Below are 21,871 nucleotides of genomic sequence, written 5' to 3'. Positions count from 1 at the left end.
AGCCGCTCATAAAGCGGCTTTTTTTATGAATGTTTTTTCAAGATTATCGAATGCGCAGTTGCACAAATTCTCGCGATTTAGGATCGATTTCGGCTCGTTCGCCAATCTCAGTATCTGATCCGTCGCCATAGGGAGCTATTCCTGGCTCCGGCGGTGAACTGATTTCGTTTAAATCAACCGCTTGAGGGTGCCCGATAATTCCTTCTTCTGTAATTTCCATATTATAAATTATCCCATTCCAGAGCTTTGCCGAAAACTCACTGGCGGATTTATGCATAAACAAAAAGCTGTGCTCTAGCCAGGTTAAGTTATTTTCAGAAACCCGCGCCGGATAATCGTAGGGATAAACCACATGGCAAAACACCTCTTTTTCTCCGGTCACACAGTCAAAATTACGCATCGATAAAAAATACACTTCAAACGTAGAGTCGTTAAAGTGGAAATCAAATTGGTATTCATCGCTGTTACTAGTATCAGAAACATTGAGAGTACCTAATTCAAAAACTGCGCCGCTGGAATTAATTAACTCAACGGTGTGATTGCCTTTTAACTCCCAAGAATGCACGCCCGAGCATGTTAAAAACAACAGTGAGGTTAAGATAAAACGATACAAATTGTGTGCGGGTTTATGCATGGTGGATCTCCGTATTTATTATTATTAAAGCTTCGAAATGTGGGAGATATATTATATTAGGTTTTTAAAAATTAGAACCTTCTTATTGAATGTAAAGGCATTTTTTCACACAAAATTACGTAAATAATGGAATATAAAAAATAAAACAAAAGTTAGATTTTTATGTGTCAACCTAATTGTGATTCAAAATAAATATAAAATCAGTGTTCGATTAATTAATGATAGGTTGTATCAGTCGATGTTTATATTAGGCAATAAAAAATAGAAATGTCCGTTAGATTATATAGCTGGGTACACAAAAACGTACCTAAAAATTCCTATAAAAACACGAGCTTAAGATAACTCTTGGCGCTTTAGTGTACTGATAACAATAAACTCATAAAAAATTCTTCTGTCTAAATAAATAATTTTCCATTTTTTCTATACTTAAGTTCAAATCGATATTACCGATAAACAGTAAAACACATTTTATTAGAATTCTATAATGGCAAATTATTGGTTTGAGCTAACAAGGTTAACTGGTAAAGGTTGTTACGCTATATTAGTGGCAGTTGTTTTATTTGCGTCAATTTCGATAAAAGCATTGGCACAAACTCCAGCGGATGTTCGGTTAGTGGTGGATATCTCTGGCAGCATGAAAAAAAATGACCCTGCCAACTTACGCCAGCCTGCCGTGGATTTACTCGTTAAGCTGTTACCGGAAGAGAGTAAAGCGGGCGTTTGGACCTTTGGCCAATACGTTAATATGCTAGTGCCTCATAAAACCGTTGATGGACAGTGGGCGGCGCAAGCTCAGGCGAGTTCATCTGATATTAATTCCGTGGGTTTATACACCAATATTGGCGAAGCGCTCGAAAAAGCCGCATTCAGCGTTAACAACGCAACCGATGACTACCAAACCAGCATTATTTTATTAACCGATGGTATGGTTGATATCAATAAAAACCCCGACCTGAATCAAAATGAATGGCGACGAATTGCCGACGAAGTGATTCCGCGTTTAAAAAACGAGAATATAAAAGTTCACACCATTGCTCTGTCAGAAAATGCCGACACAACATTATTAAATAAATTAGCCATTTCTACCGGTGGGAAAGCAGCAATTGCCGAGACCGCTGACGAACTGATGAAGGCGTTTTTGGGTGCGTTTGACCAAGCGGTGCCCAGTGAGCAGTTACCCTTAGCAGATAACAACAGTTTTACTGTTGATTCCAGTGTGGAAGAATTTACCGCATTAATTTTTAAACAAACCAAACTTGCCCCTGCTGCACTCATTGGCCCTGATGAATCGCGATACGACGCAACAATTGCCGCCAATGATCCTGATATTAAATGGCATTCGACCATCGACTATGAATTGATAACGGTAAAGCGTCCGTTAGAAGGCGAGTGGATTGTTGATGCCGATATCGCACCGGACAGCCGAATTACTGTTGTCAGTAACCTGAATTTGTCGGTTAAACCCATACCCGCCAACTTGTACACCAGCGAGATCGTTCCATTATCCGCTGCTCTTCAAGAAGATGGTAAAGCCATAACAGATTTAAATTTTTTACGTGTGTTGGATGTGTCTACGGAAACATTCTATGAGGAAGAGCGCTGGGTTGATCGATTATCATCGCAGTTGCCTTTAGACGGTATTTACCAGTCTGAGTTGGAATATTTTTCTGCCGCAGGTGAATATAAAATTGTTGTTACTGTGGATGGTAAAAGTTTCCAAAGAAAATCCAGCTACACGATAACGGTTCGTGATGCGTTTGCTACAGAAATTAAAGCGAAAAACAGCGACAGTAATGAGTTTCTATTAAAAGTCACACCTTATTTGCAAACGTTGTCTTTAAAAGACACCAGCGTAATTGCCCGAATAAAAAATCCCAGTGGCCAAAGTTCTATTACACCATTGACACTTGCTAAAAATGATACCTGGAACTTGAATTATTCTGCGAAAGAAGAAGGACTCTATGAAGTGTCTTTTTCTATTGATATGGTCGACCTTGACGGTCAATCTTCAAGATATGAACCTAAACCGACAACATTCAGTTACCCAGAAGGGAAATTTTCAGAGCAATCCACACAAGCAGAGCCTGCTGCAAAACCGAGTGAACCCGAAGAAGAAAAACCTGAAGAAGAGCCCAAAGCCAAAGGCACGCCTTGGTGGGTTTATGTAGTTATTGGAATCGGTAACGTCATCATTATTATTTTAGGTTTTATCGCCTACAAGCTATTGTCAGGATCAAAATCGGATGACGGTTTGGAAGAGGAGTCTGATAAAAAGCCCGAGAAAAAAGAAAAATCGAAGAAGAAATCCGATAAGAAAAAACCCGAAAAAGAAGCTGAAACCGCTGAACCGGCAGCCACCGCCAGTTCAATTATGGCGGAAATATCCGATCCCGATGAACCCTTAGCAATGGCCGATATTGGCGACGATTTAGATGCCTTGATTTCCGGCAGCGATGATGAAGTTTCCAGTGACGATTCTGCTTCAGACGCAGATTCAGGTTCCGACGACGATGTCGAGCTTGAAAGTAGCGATGAATTTGTCGCGGAAGTGGATGAGTCCGATAGTGATACCGCCGATGGTATGGATATCTCCTCGGACGAGGGTATTGGAGAAAGCATCGAAGACGAATTACCCGAAGCGCCTCTGGATGACCTTGATGCGTTATTGGCTGATGCAACAGGGTCTGATGATGATCCCGGTGAGTTTACATTAGATGATATTGACCCCGCAGCAGATGAAAGTAAATCGGCTTAATTTCATGTTAATAATACCCATTCGATTACCTATTATTTAAAATTTATTACCTTCGATCATAACGCCCACTGAACTGTAATTCCTACCTTTACGAATTCCGTCGCAGCCGATAAGCTCGCCTATTAAAAAATTATTGTGTGAATTTTGGGGGCTTTGTGCATATCGTATTATTGGGTGATTCTGTATTTGATAACGTTGAGTACGTAGAATCTGGTGATTCTGTTAAGGATTTATTGTCGGTAGAAGTTTCGTCATTATATCCTAATGCTAAAGTTACTCTTTTAGCAGTAGACGGCGATAAAACTACCGATGTAGCAAGACGTCTAAAGTCATTTCCTATGGGTGCGACACACGTCTTTTTAAGCTGCGGTGGTAACGACGCGCTGGGATTCATAGGTTTACTCGATAAATCGGTTTCTTCTGTTGGCGAAGCTTTAGACTTGTTGTATCAGACTCGGGAAGACTTTCGAGCCAAATACATTGCCATGCTTGAAACCGTCCTGCCATTGAATAAAACGCTATCGGTTTGTACGGTTTACAATAAAATTCCAGGCATGAGTACGCGTGCATTAACAGCGTTATCTGTATTCAATGAAGTTATTCTTGAAGAAACCTCACGCAGAAATATTCCTTTAATTGACCTTCGAGCTGTTTGTGAGGAAATTACAGATTTTTCTAAAATCTCGCCGATAGAGCCATCCAAAAATGGTGGGCTAAAGATAGTCCGAGCAATCTTAAATAATATAAGTACCGCTGTTGAGTAAAAGAACAACCAATAGAGTGTTCTCTAAAAAATATTTGAGAGTGGTTCGTGGTCAAAAACAGTTTGATGCTTATATTTATTGCACTTGGATTGGTCATGGGAATTTATGTTTCGCCTGGACCTCCCGTTTATCCAACGCTACCTGCTGAAGCCGATTCGCAGCAAATTGAATTATTGTTAACAAAACATTTAATCATCTTAGGTGTGTTTTCAGGATTATTTGCTGAATTAACCGCAGTACTTTTAAAAAGGTCAGGATGGCATTCCACGGTCGGTGTTTTAATTGTTATCGGTTTGTATTCAATGCTAGAAAATTGCCGATTTGACCAGGACGTTAATTATTACTTTCTCTTTCACTTTGATTTTATCGTTGTGATATCTGCTGCGTTGTTGGTATGTTTTTCTGTAAATACGATTAAATTTTTATTAAACAAATTCTCAATTCCGGCGAAGTAAAACGCCGTGCGGGTAAACCAATGGGCTCCTATATTGTTGTAAGCGTTCCGTTTAAATATCAATACAGCGTGTAAGAGCAACAACGTGAGTGGCAAGTTATCGTATAGGACGATTTTGACTTCCTATTCCACCTGCAATAGTCTCACAGACTTCGTTGTCTGACCGTGTCATTGTGCAAGAGTGTTTAATATGATTGTTTCTGAAACAGAGCGATTAATAATACGGCATTTCCAGTTGAGTGATGCTGATTACATGTTGCGCCAGCTAAATGAAGATTCCTTCATTCGTTTTATCGTAGATCGGCAAATACGCGACCTTAAGGGTACAGAAGATTATCTAGCTAACGGCCCTATGTTGAGTTATCAAAAGCATGGTTTTGGTCTTAACGCGGTGGTATTGAAGGCAGAAAATAAGCCGATTGGTATGTGTGGTTTGGTCAAACGTGATGAATTGTCATTCCCTGACCTCGGTTATGCGCTGTTGCCCGAGTATTGGCGCCAAGGGTATACCTACGAAGCCTGTGTTGGTGTTTTAGAGGCTGCAAAAGAGCTGCAACACAGTGATAGAATCATGGGTGTTACTTTACCTGACAATCAAGCGTCCAACGGTTTGCTTCGACGGCTGGGATTTTCTCAGGTGGGCGAGCTTGACCTGTATGGCCACAACAATAATCTCTACGAATTGTGGTTAGGGCCTGTTCACACTAATTTAACCGCACCTGTCGCCCCCTAAACGCGTCAGCCTAGGCGGGAGGAGCGCAGTTTAGAGTGCTAAATAAGCGACGAACAACAACGAATGGCGTGTTTTAGGGGCGACCCTAGGGGCTCGGCGTATTTTTCCCGTATTTCGTGTTGCAGCTCATTCATTTGGAACAACCAAATCACACTCACTGCGCCTAAAATACGAAAAAAATACGCTCCAGCAGGTGTGATTAAATTAGTGTGAACAGGCCCTAAGGTAATTTGTATCCACTAACCAAGACTGAGAGTTAGGCTGGTGTGTTATGAATAAATACTTAAAAAAAGGTGTTGAGGCTGTTTTTAAATACACCGACAAAGCGTATGAGGCCATTACCGAAGGCGTTTCTACCGTTGCTTCAAAGGTTGATGGTTTGCCTGTTTTTGCCTCCCTCGAAAAAATAGAAACCTCACAGCCATTGCTGTACGACGAAAAACATTACTTCGTTATTCCATACCATTTATCGCCTTACGGGTTTGCCTTGCACACCATGCGATGTCTGCCGGATTCGGTGCCCGAAATTAATAACCTTCCGAAACGTCGTATTTTTCATTTTGCTAACGAGACAGCTGAATATTCCCTGCAACACTATATGCTAAATAGTGCCAAAGAAATTGTCGTCGAAGACAAAAAAGCGTCCAAGAGTTCGCTGGAAAATTTGGCCAATAATATCGATCAATTGGATCGTAAGCTTACATACGGAATGCTGTTGATCGGTGGGGTTGCAGCTATTTTTAATCCTCTGGTTGGTGCTGGCATTGCCGCAAAGGCGCTGCTTCCTGGTGCGGTGGGTCTTCTGAGTAAACATGGCATTCGGCCCATTGGCGAGAAAATTACCAAAATTCAGTTAGAGTCCGAATTAAAAAAAGCCGAGAAGCGAGTCGAAAAAGAATTTTCTGAGGCTTCTACCGTTAAAGTCATTAATCCAATTCTACAAGAATTAGAGTTCACTTTAAGAACGTCGGAAGAAGAACACGATCCTCTGTTAGATCCCAATTTGGCGGCTGGTTCTATTGTAGAATTAGAAAACGACGATTGGCGCAATTTAACTGAAATAGCCATTTGTCGAGTGTACGAGGAGGTGTTAAATTCTGATGACAAACACGAGTCTGCTAAGCTCGGCCCGAAAGATGTAATGTGGCTGAAAACCATGATGAATACTCGTAAAACTTAGTCAGAGGTTTTTAAGGCCATTTATGCTCATTCCTGCAAAATTTAAAGTCACGGATCAGACTGTGTTAGCGCAATTTATTCAAGACTATCCGTTAGCTACGCTTGCTGCATCCAGTGCCGATTACGTCAACGCCGTGCACTTGCCCGTGCCCGTGCTTTTATCTGAAAACGAGTCGGGTGAAATTCGACTGTTAAGTCACATTGCTCACAACAATGATTTTTTAACACAAGTTGAAAATAATCAGGACATTTTGCTGATTTTCAACGGCCCCCACGCCTACATAAGCCCTAACTTTTATCCGTCAAAGACCAAAACTCACAAGGCCGTACCCACCTGGAATTATTCGGTGGTGCATGTTCGAGGAAAAATAGCCTTCCATCGTGATCACGATTGGATATACAACGTAATCGAAGCCATGTCGGCCTTTTACGAGCAGCAGTCACAAACCACTCCGTGGTCGATTACCGACGCGCCTATGGATTACATTGAGAAAATGATAAAAGCAGTGATGGGAATCGAAATCACCGTTGAAAGCATGGTTGGCAATTTTAAATTAAGTCAAAATAAAAACGCAGAAGACTATTCCGGTGTGCTGGATGGATTGCTCAAGTCGGATAAAATGAGCGACCAAGCCTTGTTAGATCATATGAAAACTTTTAATAAGTAAACCATTAATAAGTAAACTATCAATAAATAAACCATCAATAAACAGTCTGTTGTTTTTAGGTAAATTCGGGTTAATAGTCTTTTTTCCAAATAATCTCTGCGCTATCAATACCACTGGTGCCACCGGTTGAGCTTTGTAAGTTAATTTGTGGAACCAGTTCGATTTCAATGGTGCCTTTCCAAGGTTGCGAAGGATTGGGGGTTCGCTCCAATTCGAGATACACCTTGTCGTTAATATATTTTCCAATACCAACGTTAATACCATTTTCTCCGTTCTCAGTTTTTTCTGTATCAACCGATAACGTATCTACCCCGAGCAACTCTCGAGTACTGGCAATAGGATCAAACGAAGAGCTACCACCGCGAAGTTGTTGTACGGCCGAGGCCAGTTGTATGGCTTTAATGGGGGTGATGTCCGAAACCGATTCTCCAAAAATAATGTACGAAAGAATTTCATCTTCCGGCAAGCTGGGCACCGACGACAGGACTAACTGAAAATCTTCGTTTTGGCCGATCATGTCCGCTTGAATTCTCAGGTCATTTTGTTCATAAATACCGGTAATTGATAACGCGACGGCATTATTGACAAAGCTTACCGAGCCGTTATCTAATTCGAAATCTTTCCCGAACACCTCAAATTGGCCGCGAATGGTATTAAATTCACCATTGTACTGGGGGGCTGAGGCGGTACCGCTGAGCTTGATTTGACCGCCTAATTCCGCTTCTATACCAAGCCCCCGTAAATAGGCTTGCTTATCAGCTGTTATTGTTAGGTCTAAATTAATGATCGGGCTGTGGTCGATTAAACCGGGTTTGTCTTGAGGCTGGTTTTCGTAAACTTCTTCAACTTCAATTTGGGCAATGCTGGAATCGGCGGTGTTTTTTAGTACCGCTTGCAGTGGTGATACATTAAGCACGCCCGAAGCGGTTAATTCTTGAAAGTCTCCCGTGACTGAAATTTTGCCAGTGGTTTCGCTCTCAATCTCAGGTCGTTTGAGAATACTGGCCGATTGTGTGTGTAACTCAATGTTTAATTGGCCAAACTTTTTCTTATTTATTAAGGGTAATTCTAGATCGCCCGTGACTTGAAATTGCCCTTTGCTGCCGTCGGTGGCATTACAATCGTTTATTGCAAAACGGTAATTCTGTGCGTTAATTTCACAGTTTAATGCGTCAATTACCGTACCCGTTAAGATATTTTGATAACGGGTATTAACGAGAGCAACGTCGCCGTGAACAGAAGGTGCTTTAATGGTACCAGTAATGTCGGTTTTTAGAGTGAGCTGTCCGTGTAATCTGTGAAGGTCGGCATCGATTAACAATGATGCGATATCCAGCCCTACATCTGCATTAACAGTAACGTCTAGCGTTGTTTTATCTGAAAAAGATCCGTCAAATAATTGTTCTATGTAGTCATGAAAGGGCAGTGAAAGATCAATAAATCCAGGTGAGCTATCGCCTTTAATAAGTTTGCTGTTCCAGGTCAGTCGATCTTGCTCATTTTTAAATTCGGTTGAAAAGGTGAATGCTGTATTTTCAAGATCACCATCGCGGCTGTATTGGTCAAATTGAGTCGAATATTCAATTTGACCGTGAAGGTTCGGTGTGCGGATATTACCCGATGCCGCAATCTCGGCTGAAAAATTACCTGGCTCAACCGGTAGTGATAACGCATTTAACAGTTGTGTTGGCAGTTTATCGGCGGAAATTTCGGCGGTAAAATTTTCCTCTTTGTAGTTGCCGTTTGCATTAAGTACAACTTGATCATAGGCGGTAACATTCAGCTTTGTTAAGGTATGCTCTGTAATGTCGGAATTTCCGATGACTTCAACCTTAAACGGAATATTTTCATAGCGGCCTACCGAGGTTACCTCGGCCTGAATTTTCGGTTTCTTAAAGTCGCCATTTGCGTTGAACGTACCATTGAAAATTGCGCTTAACTCATCGGGTAGTTCTATTCCGGCAAGCTTCGTTAGATAGAGTGGTAACTCGTTAAACTCTCCTGAGATATCACCGCTCAATTGTTTGATGTCTATTTCACCATTGACTCGACTCTTACCCTCTGGCAATTCAATAGAAAAGGTATCGATTGTCACCAAGTCGTTATTTTTACGGATGTCTACCGTTGTAGAGAAAATATTATTTTGATAATCGCCATTTCCGAACAACGTTACTGTTCCGCTGGGATCACGTAAATCACCAAACAGCTGGCCAGACGCCGAAGTGATTTCGTAGAACACCTCTTTTGGTAGGTCGGAATAAAAATGTTCCACCAAACGTGTGTTAATGTTTTCGGCGTTATAGTCGAGTTCACCAGATAGTGAGTTTGGATTTATATCGCCCGACACTTCCAGAAGGCTTGCATCAGAATTGATGGCCAATGTGTTAATCGTGATTTTTTGAGTTGATCCAAAACCATCGAATTCAAGCGCTACGGGTACATTTTTATAGTGCGTATTCGCTGAAACCGCACCCTTGAAATTGGGGTTGTTTGCAGTGCCCGTAATATGAGTGGTGACATCCACGGCACCGTCGCGTATATCCAGAAGCCAAGGAGAAATTAACCGGAGCGGAAAGCGATTAATATCTGCTGTGATATCCAAAGCCGGGTAGGTAACAGTTCCAGAAAAGTTATGCAGTGTATCGCTCAGGTTTAATTCGCACTGTTGTACCGATAACCGCCACGTGCTTTTGTCATCAATATCGATGGTTGGTGTGAATACAATATCCGCATTTAGAGCAAGCTGTTCCCCAGCGACGGGAAAGGCAAGGTGAGCAATATCCAATTGATAATCTGCATGGTCTTTTACAATGTTGATTTCAAGGTCTGCATTGATTTCTTGCTCTTTGGGTAATTTTAATAACTTTGACAAAACCCCATTAGGAGTTTCAAAAATATTGCCGGTAATGCTGTGCTTATTGATTGAGACAGAGCTTACATCAATTTTTAATTTGGGAAAATTGTCTGATAGCGGAGCCGCCAGTAAATGAACAGCCAGTGCTTGATTAATTGTGAAGTCTACACTTGATGACAATTGATAGTTAATCGAATTGTTGATTTCGAGTTCTGTTCGTGTTGACTCAGGTATTGCGTTATCTATTTGCAACGCGTTGATCGCCAACGATTTTACAGTGGCTGTTGTTAGATAATCTTCAATATTAAATTGAGTGGTGGATTTTTCAGTGTGCTGATCTTCTTTGGTTGTATTGTTATTTGCTGATAGTGCGTGGTTGTAGTAAATGGATGATGCGTGCAGATTTTCGATCAACAGTTTTTTGTCAAATAAATCATTTGCCAACCAACGAAATTCGAACTCAGAGATTTTTACCCATGTTTTGTTGTGTTTTTTGATTTCTAATGTTTCGAACTGAAAATTATTAAAATCTGGAAAGTAAGGTTGTGTTAGCTCAATAGCGATTTGCTGGTCTGTCAGCGCCGTTGAATCATTCAGCCAATCAATGCCTGTTGTTAATGTCCATTCGCGACCGCTTTGGGTAAATACCAAGGCCGACATCACTACAGCAATAATGATGGCAAATGCCAGAACGGCACTCAGCAAATAAAAGCCGGTTTTTATTGTCGTTTTTTTAACAGTTTGCCAGTTCATTAAAATGCTTGACCTAAACTGATGTAAATTTGAAAGCTATCATCCAGATTGTCTCGACGATCTAAAGGAAAGGCGACATCAAATCGAATGGGAGCAAAGCTTGTGTAAAGCCGTAGACCAAAACCCGCTCCCCACCGAAGATCTTCTCCTATGCTTGGTAATTCGCCCGTGTAGGCATTGCCTCCGTCTAAGAATAGAACACCGCCCCAGGTTTCACCCCAATGGATGCGCGTTTCAAAAGATACCTCTGTATAGGACAAACCGCCTTCGGGATCGTTGCCATCTAATGGGCCGAGAGTTTGAAAAGGATAGCCTCTAACCGATCCACCACCGCCGGAATAAAAACGTTCGTTGGCTGGAACTTCGTCTCTGGTGGTGCCAAAAATGGACCCTATCGCACCTCGGGTGGCAAATGTGGGTGACCAAAACCAGTGATTTAAGGTTGTGTAATAACTGCCAGCAACGGTTGTTTTTAAAAAATACACGTCGCTGTCTAGAGCGTTGATAAACGGTTGCACGCTAGCGCCAGCGACCCAGCCTTTTCTCGGATCAAGCGACGCGTTGCGTTTGTCGTATTCTACGCTGACTGGCAGAGACACCAATGCGAATTCGTCTTCGTCACCGTTGCTTTCGGTGACTTGCAATATATCGGTTTGCAAACCAATGGCACCGCGAAAGTACTCATCGAATTGACGCGTGACTTCAGCACCAAAGCTTGCAGAATCTGAATCGAAAGCATCGGTTTGTTCGGATTCAATTTCACTAAAAAACGTTAAGGTTTGATTGTCGGCCCGAAAGTGAGGAATGGAATAGTTGGCCGATAATGTCTGGCGATTTTGGGCAATATAAGCATCTAAATTGAGTGTTTCTGCGTGACCGCTAAAATTGCGATGTTCCCATCCGGTGCTTACGCCAATGCCTTCATCGGTTCTAAAGCCCAAGCCCGCAGAGATGGTACGATGGTTTCTTTCAACAACGGAAATACGAATATCTACGCCGTTGGCGCTGGGTTCACCTGTCTCAATCTGCGCGCTGGACAACAGATTACTTTGTAATAAAGACAAGCGTGATTGATCCAGCTTTGCCTGGTTAAAACATTCGCCTGATTTGAATTGCAGAAGGTCTTTTAAATAAGTTTCATCGATGGTTTTTAATCCAGAAAAACTGACATTACCAAAAACGGTTTCTACACTGGGTGTGCTTGAATAGGTCAGTGTTGCGGTTGAGGTTTCTGGGAATATTTTTGCTTTATAGTGGACACTGACTTTAAATAAACAGCTGTTGTTTTTAATCCAAGTTGTGACGTTATCGTTAGTGAGTAACACATTTTCAGCAATTAACGGATCGCCTTTTTTAGTCAGCAAATATTTATCGGGTAACGCGCTTACTGACGTTGGTAATTCAATGTTTACCTGGGTAATTTTAAACGCATCACCAGGTTCTATAATGTGTTTGATTTTTTCTTTAATAACTTGTGAACTGACTTTGGCCGCGTAATAACCTTGTGATCGTAAAAATTCAGTAATTAATGTACGTTCGTAGCTGGCTATTTTATTTTGATTGCTGTAGAGCTTAAGTATCTCATTATTTTTGTGTTGTCTGGAAAGCTCATCCAGTAAACGTTTTTTCAGTTGGGAATCTTCAGTATCGTTTAAGCTTTGAAGTTTGATCTCACTTTTGGTTTTCTTACCGTCCAAAATACTGATGCCTGTTTCAAGCGCTAATACCGATGACATTGGTATAAACCAAGGAAGCATGATCATTAATACCGTTAGGGCTAGTTGATTTTTTCGGGTGCTCAATGGGCGAGTGATTCCTAGCGTATTCTGTTGATTGAGGGTATTAATTAGCATTCAGTGGTATGCATCGATTCGAAAGACTCAGTATATTATAAGGCGTAATTTTACCTTGGTGTTAAGTGGCCTCCTAGTGTTATTTGTATGATGCTCATACAGGGGTTTTTCAACTGCGCAGTTCAACCGAATATTTTAATTGCGCGGCGGGCTTGAACAATCGTGATTAATCCACGGTTCCTTAATACACTTAGCAATCATTCTTTGGTTGTTTTGTGAACAGTTGGCGTCATCAACAGATTTTCAGAATAATTCGCTAGAACACACGCACTCAGTTCCTGTCAGACCTTTACCTTGCTAAGCATACCCTGTTTAATGCCATCCAAAATCCAGGGTGAGCGCTTTGCGTAAATAGCCCGTGGAAGTGTCATTGACTTAATGTAGGAAACGCCATAAAACGAGGGGTTTTCTAAGATTTAGAGCGGATAGTAAAGATAATCTTGATGAGTAAGCCAGATATCGACGTGTCAAAACCTGAATTCGATGATGTACTGAGTCAGGATTACTTCAAATTAAAGCGCTTGTGGAGTGATATTCAATCGCGCCGCAATAGCGGTAAGCCCTTCGACAAGGTGGTAGCCAAGCTTGAAGCGTTAACCAGTCAATCGCAAGCGGCGCTTGAGCATAAGATAAACCACAAGCCTGAGATCAATTTTCCTGAAAACCTGCCCATATCAGAGCGTCGAGAAGAAATCGCGAAAGCTATTTCCGAGCATCAAGTTGTTGTGCTTGCCGGTGAAACTGGTTCGGGTAAAACGACTCAGTTGCCTAAAATTTGTTTGGAGTTAGGGCGCGGTGTTCGCGGGGTGATTGGTCACACCCAACCGAGGCGACTTGCTGCCAGCACAGTAGCCGCTCGTATTGCCGATGAGCTGAATGTTGAGCTTGGTGAAGGCGTGGGTTATCAGGTTCGTTTTAATGATATTAGCAATGAGCATACGTACATCAAATTGATGACCGACGGCATCTTGCTTGCTGAAATTCAGAACGATCGTTACTTAAATCGCTACGATACCATTATTATCGATGAAGCCCACGAGCGCAGTCTGAACATTGACTTTCTTCTGGGGTATCTCAAGTCCATTCTTCCTAAGCGCCCCGATCTAAAAGTCATTATTACCTCTGCCACCATCGATTTAGAGCGCTTCTCTAAGCATTTTCACGACGCGCCGATTATTGAGGTTTCTGGTCGAACCTATCCGGTGGATGTTTTGTATCGTCCCATGCATGAAGATATGGACGATCAATACCAGGGTATTGTCAGTGCTGTGGATGAGCTTTTACAGCAAGAACGCGCTGCCGGTGCCAGTGCTCGTGGCGGTGATTTCTTGGTGTTCTTAAGTGGCGAACGCGAGATTCGCGAAACTGCATTGGCGTTGAGAAAAGCGGATTTTCCGCACTTAGAAGTTTTGCCACTTTACGCACGCCTGAGCTTGGCTGAACAAAATAAGATATTCAATAAAACTCGCGGTCGGCGGATTGTATTGTCTACCAACGTGGCTGAAACTTCTGTTACCGTGCCGGGCATTCGTTACGTAATTGACCCAGGTTTTGCCCGAATCAGCCGCTACAGCTATCGCACTAAAATTCAACGTTTACCCATTGAAGCCATTTCTCAAGCCAGCGCTAATCAGCGTAAAGGCCGTTGTGGTCGTGTCAGTGAAGGTATTTGTGTGCGTCTGTACGACGAAGCCGATTTTGACGGTCGCTCTGAATTTACCGATGCAGAAATTCTTCGGACAAATTTGGCCTCAGTTATTTTGCAAATGTTACAACTGCGGTTGGGTGATATTAACCATTTCCCGTTTATCGATCCGCCCGATCGCCGTTTAATCAGCGACGGTTACAATTTATTGCGCGAACTGAAAGCGGTAGATGCCAACAATCGTGTCACCGATCTCGGCCGAAAAATAGCACGCTTACCGGTCGATCCTCGATTGGGCGCGATTATTTATGCGGCGGAAAAAAATAATTCTTTAAAAGAAATTTTAATTATTACCAGTGCTTTGGCAGTGCAAGATCCGCGTGAACGTCCTGCCGACAAACAGCAAGCGTCCGATGAAAAACATCGCCGCTTTTGGCAGGAAGACTCTGATTTCCTCGCCTATTTGGCCTTGTGGAATTACGTTGAAGAGCAGCGCCAGGAATTGTCTCAAAACCAATTGCGAAAACGTCTGCAAAAAGAATTTATTTCTTATTTAAGAATGCGTGAATGGCGAGACATTCACCATCAGTTGCGTGTTTCGTGTAAGCAGTTGGGTTTCAAAGAAAATACCGAAGAAGCCAGTTTTCAGTCGGTTCATGAATCGTTGTTGGTGGGATTGTTGGATTACATCGGGCAAAAATCCGATAGCAACGATTATTTAGGCACCCGAAACCGTAAATTTAATATTTTCCCTGGCTCGTCACAATTCAAAAAACGGCCTCAGTGGTTGGTGGCGGGTGAGTTGTTAGAAACCGCACGTTTGTACGCGCACAATATCGGCAAAATTGAGCCTGAATGGGCCTTAAAAGCGGCCAAGCATTTAATTAAAAAACACCACTTTGAACCGCATTACGACAGTAAACGCGGGCAGGTGATGGCGTTCGAACGCATTACTTTGTTTGGTTTAACGCTGGTAGAAAAGCAACGTGTTAATTACGCCGAAATTAATCCTAAAGAAGCACGTGAAGTTTTTATACGTTCGGCTTTGGTTGAAGGTCGGTACGTTGATGGCAATCGTAACCGCAAGAAAAACCCAGCAAAACCCGGTGAGTTTTATCGCCATAACACGCAACTCATTCGCGATGTTATCGATTTAGAAGCAAAGTCTCGCAGAAAAGACATTCTCGTAGATGATGAAGTTTTGTATCAGTTTTACGATGAACGCATCGGTGAAGACGCGGTTAATCTAACCAGTTTTGAAACCTGGCGAAAAAAAGCCGAAGAAAAGAATCCAAAATTATTGTTCTTAACCCAAGAACAATTAATGCTTCACGAAGCAGCCAATATTACCGAAGCGCAATTTCCCAATCACATCAACTGGTCGGGCATGGAATTTAAGCTCAGCTATCATTTTCAGCCGGGCAGTGTTGACGATGGCGTAAGTGTACACGTGCCTGTGGCAATGTTGCATCAAATTCCTGAATTTGTGGTGGAATGGGTTGTTCCAGGATTACTCAAAGAAAAATGCGTTGCGTTGGTAAAAGCGTTGCCCAAACAGTGGCGTAAAAACTTTGTGCCGGTGCCGTCGTTTGTTGATCGCGCATTGTTGAATATGATTCCTGCCAACAAGCCAGTAACGGAAGAACTGGCGAAGCAATTATTTCGTTTGACGCAAGTTGAAATTCCAAAAGATGCGTGGGGTGATATTCAGCTCGATAATTATTATCGCATGAACATTAAAGTGGTGGATGATCGCGGTAAGTTAATTGAGCAAAGTCGGGATTTAACCGCTTTGCGTGAAAAATACCGAGAAAATATTCAGCAAACCATACAAACTGCCGGTCAAGATGTTGAACAAAAAGGCTTAACAACGTGGGATTTTGGTGAGCTGGCGAAATCAAAAAAATTAAAACGTAAAGGCACCAGTATTGAAGCATTTCCGGCGTTGGTGGATGACGGTGATTCCGTTTCCCTGAAAATGCACGACAATCCTCACGAGGCGAATTTATTAAGCCTGCGTGGTTGTGTTCGTTTGGTGATGCTGAAAGAAGCATCGACCGTTAAGTATTTACGTAAAGAACTGCTGAAGGGCAAAGACATTGGTTTAACCATGACGTCATTGGCCGGGCGGGAAGCTACGGCGGAAGATATTATCTCTGCGACCATTAGACAGGTGATTTTCAAAGACGGATTGGTTAGAACCCAAGAAGAATTTGAGTCGGTGCTGGAAAATTCTCGCGTTGATATTGTGCCAAGAGCTATGGCAATAGAAGGCATTTTGTATCAGCTTTTGGCAAATATTGTCGGTATTCGAAAGACATTAAAATCCAATAAAAACGCGTTGGCGTACACGTGGGCGGCGAGTGATGTGAATCAACAGCTAAACACATTGATTTACCCAGATTTTCTCTTTGATACGCCGTTTGAGCAATTTAGTCAGTATCCGCGCTACATTAAAGCCATCGAAATGCGGCTTGAGAAAGCACCACTGGATGTACAACGAGATCGCCGATTTTTAAATGAAGTCAATGAGCACTGGCAGCGCTATCAAGAATTGCTAGAGAGTAAAGGCAAGGTTTGGTGTGCGGCCAATGATTTGTTACAGCAATATCGTTGGCAAATTGAAGAGCTGAGAGTGTCGTTGTTTGCCCAAACTCTAAAGACCAGCCAACCCGTGTCATCTAAGCGTCTTGAAAAGCAATGGCAAGAAATTTTAGTAAATTTGTAATGTGTTGCGGTGTAACAGGGCATTTAAACGATTAGAGTTGATAAATTTAACACGGTTGAGAAAAACTACTTTAGCTTGCCTCGATAAAACGTTTACTATAACCCTGTTACTGATTGACACCTCGGGTGTTTAACATCGTTGAGAATTAAAGGTTATTTATGGGTATTAAAACCATCGTATTTTCTGCGGCTTTGGTTTTAGCTGCGCCACTGTCGTTGGCACAAACGGATACCGAATCAGTTGATAGCACCTCGCCATCGGCCGAGGTTTACGACCCATTTGAGGGTTTCAATCGAGCCGTATTCCGTTTTAACAATGGTCTGGATCGCTTCATTTTAAAGCCGGTCGCTAAAGGTTACAGAGCCGTAACACCTAACCGTGTTGAAAACGGTGTGACCAATATTTTTGGTAATTTAGGCGAAGTGGGCACCATTGTTAACAGTGTACTGCAGTGGAAATGGGGCAAAGCGGGCAACAGTACAGGCCGCTTCTTGGTCAACTCCACCGTTGGCTTGGTCGGTATTTTTGATGTAGCAAAATCCATTGGTTTGCCGAAAAAAGACGGTGAAGATTTTGGCCAAACGCTCGCCACTTGGGGGGTGGGTAACGGTCCTTACCTTATGTTGCCATTGCTTGGCCCATCAAACCTTCGCGACGGTTTTGGCTTGGGTGTCGATTATTTTACAGACCCGGTTAATTACATCGACGACAGCGAAACCCAATTGGGCGTTAGTGCTACACGAACCATCAATACCCGCGCGCAACTGCTTGAGGTGGAAGAGATTATCTCCGGCGATAAGTACGTATTCTTCCGCAACGCCTACATGCAGCGTCGTGAGTTTTTAGTCAAAGATGGCGAAGTTGAAGACGATTTCGGTGCAGGTTCCGATGATTTCGAAGATTTTGATGGCTTTGACGATATCGAGCTAGACTAGTCTTAACAGGCGCTAGAACGAACAAAAGGCAGCTCTTAAGGCTGCCTTTTTGCGTTTTAGGAGTAGAGCTGCTTTTGGCTGTTACAAAATTTTATCGATCACGATGCCGACACTGTAATTCTCGTTGTCTTCGATTTTTTCCACACGCATAACCGTGCACGAAGCGTCCAGAGACGGCCCGTTTTCAAGCTCTGAGGTCACGTGGACAACAATTTCCGAGCCAATCGGGTAGTCTGAATTTAACTCTAATAGCATTCCATTGCCGCTTAAGTTTTTGCAAACGCCTGTTTCTTCTTGATTGTTTGCAATAACGGTAATTTTTGCAGGAGTGTTGACTTCCATTCGTATAAAACTACGTTTTTCTTTTCTTGCGGCGTTAGAGCTGTTCATAAGTTATTCCTAAAGATCATTCCGATGTTATATTTCTAGTCTAGATCAAAGTTGATTACTTGCTTTCTACGGATTATTTATGGGTTTTTTATCAGTTCCTACGTTTAAGGTATAAAACCAGACCTTGCGCTACAGTTTAATGAACTAACCGCAATTTTAGACGATAATTTAGCGATGGAATTTACAAAATTTCTACGTCATTCTCTCTAGAATTCTGGAGATCTGGGTAAATCGGTGCTTATATAAGTACTGACTAGAGCATATCTCAGTATTTCGGATCGGCAGACCCCATCTGGTCAGATTATTTTGAGTTTGCTCTAAATGGACATGTTGGAGTGAGGAATTCATGGTCATTAGCAAACGTAAGTTGTTGCTCATCGATGATGACCAGCTCGTTAGACAAAGTATCAGAGCCTACCTTGAAGACAGCGGCTTTGAGGTCTTTGAAAGCGACGACGGCGCCCGTGGCTTGGAGTTATTCCAAGAGATCAAGCCCGATGTTGTCCTTTCTGATTTGCGAATGCCGGGAATCGACGGTCTCAATGTTCTGCAAGAGATCCACAAGATCAACTCTGAAATTGGCGTTATCGTCATATCCGGGGCGGGGCTGATGAACGACGCGGTCGAGGCCCTGCGCCACGGCGCCAGCGACTTTCTTATCAAGCCTATTGTCGATATGGAAGTCCTGGTACACGCCATCAATCGCACGCTAGAGCGCCAGGATTTGCTGCTTGAGAACAAACGCTATCGCGAGCGGCTAGAGCAGGCTAATCTGGAACTCAAAGAGAACCTTTTAACACTCGAGAAAGACCAACATTCAGGTCGTCTCGTCCAGCAGCGCTTGTTGCCGCTGAGCCCGTTTTTAAGAAACGGCTACACCGCAACCCACCGTTTATTCCCCTCTTTATACCTCAGTGGCGACTTTATCGATTATGCCTATTTAGGTGATCGATATTTAGCGTTTTATTTAACAGACGTTGCCGGTCATGGTGCGTCATCGGCGTTTGTGACCATTTGGTTGAAGCATCAAGTCACTCGAATGGTGCGCGAAAACGGCTTTTTCAGTGACCCTGAGACCTTCGAACAGGGCACTGATTGGATGTTGCAAGAAATTAACGGTGGCCTCAAACAGGGGCGTTTTCAAACCCATTTAACCTGTTTAATTGGTGTTATTGATACTCATGAGCACCAATTGCGTTATTCGGTGGCTGGGCATTTACCGCTGCCAGTACTGGTTAATAATGGCAAGGCAGAGTTCCTGCATGGTAAAGGTAAACCCGTGGGAATCTTTCCAAATCCAAATTGGGAAGTTTTTTCTTGCCATTTCCCGCCTGATAGCAGTTTAATAGTACTTTCTGACGGTATATTTGAAACAATGAACGAAAGTTCTCTCATTGATAAAGAAGCAAAGCTTTTAGAATTATTATCTTTAAGCAATGGGACAATGGAATCTGTGGCCACGGTGTTAGGTCTACATAAAGAAATGGATATTCCGGATGACATTTCAGTGTTATCCATCACTCAAGGTAAGCATTAATTATGCAATCGGGGCAAATTTTTGTAGCCGAAATCGATGGAGCAAACGTTATTAAGTTTGTCGGCGATGTGCGGCTCACATTGTGCATTTCGTTTGATAACTTTATCGATCATATGTACAGAAAATCACAGTGCTCATCGGTATTATTTGATCTTCGCGATGCCTCTTCTATCGACAGTACTACGCTCGGTTTAATGGCCAAGATTTCGATTCTTTTTCAGGATCGTTTCCACAAGTTGCCTATTGTTGTCTCTCCAGATGAAGGCATTAATCGATTGTTAGACAGCATGGGGTTTGACGATATTTTTGAAATTGTGCCGTCAATCGACAAAGAATTTGAAAATATTGAAGAGCTTACCGAAGAAGGGCTTGATGAAGACAGTGCGCGTTCAAAAGTGATTGAAGCTCATAAAATTTTAATGAGCCTCAATGAAGAAAATCGCAATGAGTTTCACGATTTAATTAATTCGCTGGAACAAAAATAATTCATTCAAGCGTTAATCGACTGGATTAATGGTTCTTTCCAGATTCGCTTCTTGCAATTTGTTTTGCTCGAATAAAATCCCCATGAGCGACGTAAATAAGCTCTGATACACGACGAATAATATATTCTTCGTACTTGTCCAGCTCACCATCCGCGTAGGCAATTCGCCACATATTCACAATTAATTGAATCTTTTGTTCAACCGAAAAATGATCGTTAATTAACGACGTAAATTCGTGTAACGAAGACGCTTCTGACTGCTTTTCAATCGCAAGTTGCTCAATTTCTTTTAATTCTTCACCAACCAATTTAAATTCCTTGGTGAGAATTTTTAAGAGTGCGTTGCGTTCGGATTCAGCAAATTGATTGTCAATGGAGGCGACCTCAACCAGCAGCGCCGCGCTGGCAAGGCGGCACTGGCGCTCGTGGTTTTCGGGCGCATGTTCTGGGGTGTCGGTTTCAAATAATGATTTTAAAAATTCAATCATACCGTTACATGGCAGGTTGTGTGCTGCGTTCGGTTAATAAGGTTTCAAGTTTGATTTGATCAGCAATAAAGTTACGAATGCCTTCGGCTAATTTTTCCGTTGCCATAGCATCTTCGTTAAGTACAAGACGGAATTGCGCTTCGTCGTATCGAACTTGAGCGATGTCACTGGAAGCTGTTTCTTTGCTTAATACGCATTCAAGTGCTGCTTCGTCTTGTTTTAATTCTTCCAACAACTGTGGACTGATGGTCAGGCGATCACATCCGGCTAAGTTTTCGATTTCGCCGATATTGCGGAAGCTCGCACCCATAACGATGGTGTTGTAGCCGTAAGTTTTGTAGTAATTGTAGATCGAAGAAACAGAAACCACGCCTGGATCATTGGCGCCAGAGAAGTCGCCGTCTGGGTTTTTGGCTTTGTTCCAATCCAAAATACGGCCCACGAATGGCGATATCAAATAGACACCGGCTTCGGCGCAAGCGGCCGCCTGACAGAAACTGAACAACAGCGTTAAATTACAGTTGATGCCTTCTTTCTCAAGAATTTCTGCTGCGCGAATGCCTTCCCAGGTTGCCGCGATTTTGATCAGCACGCGATCTTTTGCAATGCCTTCGGCCTCGTATAGAGCGATAATCTGGCGGGCTTTTGACAGGGTTTTTGCTGTATCAAACGATAAGCGAGCGTCCACTTCGGTAGAAATACGTCCTGGAACGATTTTTAAAATTTCACAACCAATAGCAACGCCTAGTTTGGTAGCGGCAAGGTTGGCGACTTCTTCAGCGGACGGCGCGTTTTCGTGTGCCCAAGCAATGGTGGTATCAATTAACCCTTGGTATTGCTCCAATCCGGCAGCTTTCAACAATAATGACGGGTTGGTGGTGGCATCCAAAGGTTTAAACTTTGCGATGGCCTCGATATCGCCGGTATCTGCGACAACGTCAGTGAAAGATTTAAGTTGTTCTAATTTGTTAGCCATAATGATTGGATCCTAATTGCTTGGCTTTTGTTTGCTACAAA

General features: G+C 42.6%; 16 protein-coding genes. 10 read left to right on the top strand and 6 right to left on the bottom strand.

Annotated features, from left to right (window positions below):
- Positions 1-43 precede the first annotated feature (43 nt).
- Positions 44-634 carry a hypothetical protein gene (locus LU361_RS01090; RefSeq protein WP_233086466.1) on the bottom strand — a complete coding sequence of 197 codons (591 nt, stop codon included), beginning with the start codon at positions 632-634 and terminating at the stop codon, positions 44-46.
- Between the two features lie 484 nt (positions 635-1,118).
- On the opposite strand from LU361_RS01090, the gene LU361_RS01085 reads away from it, so the two are divergent.
- The 6 genes from LU361_RS01085 to LU361_RS01060 all read left to right on the top strand — a co-directional run bounded on the left by LU361_RS01085 (position 1,119) and on the right by LU361_RS01060 (position 7,187).
- Entirely contained in the window at positions 1,119-3,389 is a 2,271-nt protein-coding gene (locus tag LU361_RS01085; RefSeq protein ID WP_233086465.1) for a vWA domain-containing protein, read from the top strand.
- A 155-nt stretch (positions 3,390-3,544) separates the two neighbouring features.
- Positions 3,545-4,153 carry an SGNH/GDSL hydrolase family protein gene (locus LU361_RS01080; RefSeq protein WP_233086464.1) on the top strand — a complete coding sequence of 203 codons (609 nt, stop codon included), beginning with the start codon at positions 3,545-3,547 and terminating at the stop codon, positions 4,151-4,153.
- 47 nt (positions 4,154-4,200) lie between these two features.
- Positions 4,201-4,608: a hypothetical protein gene (locus tag LU361_RS01075; RefSeq protein ID WP_233086463.1), complete on the top strand. Its 408-nt coding sequence runs from the start codon at positions 4,201-4,203 to the stop codon at positions 4,606-4,608.
- A 189-nt stretch (positions 4,609-4,797) separates the two neighbouring features.
- Complete coding sequence (locus LU361_RS01070) at positions 4,798-5,340, top strand: GNAT family N-acetyltransferase (protein ID WP_233086462.1); 543 nt, start codon at positions 4,798-4,800, stop codon at positions 5,338-5,340.
- A gap of 271 nt (positions 5,341-5,611) precedes the next feature.
- Positions 5,612-6,520, top strand: coding sequence for a hypothetical protein (locus LU361_RS01065; protein ID WP_233086461.1), 909 nt, complete (start codon positions 5,612-5,614; stop codon positions 6,518-6,520).
- Positions 6,521-6,542: 22 nt separating this feature from the next.
- A complete protein-coding gene (locus tag LU361_RS01060) occupies positions 6,543-7,187 on the top strand; it encodes an FMN-binding negative transcriptional regulator (protein ID WP_233086460.1) in 645 nt (214 codons plus the stop codon).
- A gap of 70 nt (positions 7,188-7,257) precedes the next feature.
- Here the strand turns inward: LU361_RS01060 and LU361_RS01055 are convergent, their stop codons facing one another.
- Together LU361_RS01055 and LU361_RS01050 are read right to left on the bottom strand one after the other, a co-directional pair.
- The gene (locus LU361_RS01055; protein WP_233086459.1) at positions 7,258-10,794 is read right to left on the bottom strand and encodes a translocation/assembly module TamB domain-containing protein; all 3,537 of its coding nucleotides are present in this window, start codon (positions 10,792-10,794) and stop codon (positions 7,258-7,260) included.
- The gene (locus tag LU361_RS01050; protein ID WP_233086458.1) at positions 10,794-12,647 is read right to left on the bottom strand and encodes an autotransporter assembly complex protein TamA; all 1,854 of its coding nucleotides are present in this window, start codon (positions 12,645-12,647) and stop codon (positions 10,794-10,796) included. Before LU361_RS01050 ends, LU361_RS01055 begins: the two co-directional genes overlap by 1 nt.
- Positions 12,648-13,090: 443 nt before the next feature.
- Between LU361_RS01050 and hrpA the strand changes: the two genes are divergently transcribed.
- Positions 13,091-17,020, top strand: coding sequence for an ATP-dependent RNA helicase HrpA (hrpA, locus tag LU361_RS01045; RefSeq protein WP_233086457.1), 3,930 nt, complete (start codon positions 13,091-13,093; stop codon positions 17,018-17,020).
- A 158-nt stretch (positions 17,021-17,178) separates the two neighbouring features.
- Entirely contained in the window at positions 17,179-17,955 is a 777-nt protein-coding gene (locus LU361_RS01040; RefSeq protein WP_233086456.1) for an MlaA family lipoprotein, read from the top strand.
- An 81-nt stretch (positions 17,956-18,036) separates the two neighbouring features.
- Here the strand turns inward: LU361_RS01040 and LU361_RS01035 are convergent, their stop codons facing one another.
- Positions 18,037-18,345, bottom strand: coding sequence for a PilZ domain-containing protein (locus tag LU361_RS01035; RefSeq protein ID WP_233086455.1), 309 nt, complete (start codon positions 18,343-18,345; stop codon positions 18,037-18,039).
- A gap of 346 nt (positions 18,346-18,691) precedes the next feature.
- On the opposite strand from LU361_RS01035, the gene LU361_RS01030 reads away from it, so the two are divergent.
- The gene (locus LU361_RS01030; protein WP_233086454.1) at positions 18,692-19,882 is read left to right on the top strand and encodes a response regulator; all 1,191 of its coding nucleotides are present in this window, start codon (positions 18,692-18,694) and stop codon (positions 19,880-19,882) included.
- 2 nt (positions 19,883-19,884) lie between these two features.
- On the top strand, positions 19,885-20,367 hold the full coding sequence (locus LU361_RS01025; RefSeq protein WP_233086453.1) for an STAS domain-containing protein: 483 nt from the start codon (positions 19,885-19,887) through the stop codon (positions 20,365-20,367).
- A 25-nt stretch (positions 20,368-20,392) separates the two neighbouring features.
- On the opposite strand, the gene LU361_RS01020 is transcribed toward LU361_RS01025, so the two are convergent.
- On the bottom strand, positions 20,393-20,854 hold the full coding sequence (locus tag LU361_RS01020; RefSeq protein ID WP_233086452.1) for a tellurite resistance TerB family protein: 462 nt from the start codon (positions 20,852-20,854) through the stop codon (positions 20,393-20,395).
- A 4-nt stretch (positions 20,855-20,858) separates the two neighbouring features.
- Positions 20,859-21,830: a transaldolase gene (tal, locus tag LU361_RS01015; RefSeq protein WP_233086451.1), complete on the bottom strand. Its 972-nt coding sequence runs from the start codon at positions 21,828-21,830 to the stop codon at positions 20,859-20,861.
- Positions 21,831-21,871 lie beyond the last annotated feature (41 nt).

The organism is Sessilibacter corallicola (genome assembly GCF_021290925.1).
Taxonomy (GTDB): Bacteria; Pseudomonadota; Gammaproteobacteria; order Pseudomonadales; family Cellvibrionaceae; genus Sessilibacter; species Sessilibacter corallicola.
This window is presented reverse-complemented; position numbering and strand designations above follow the sequence as displayed.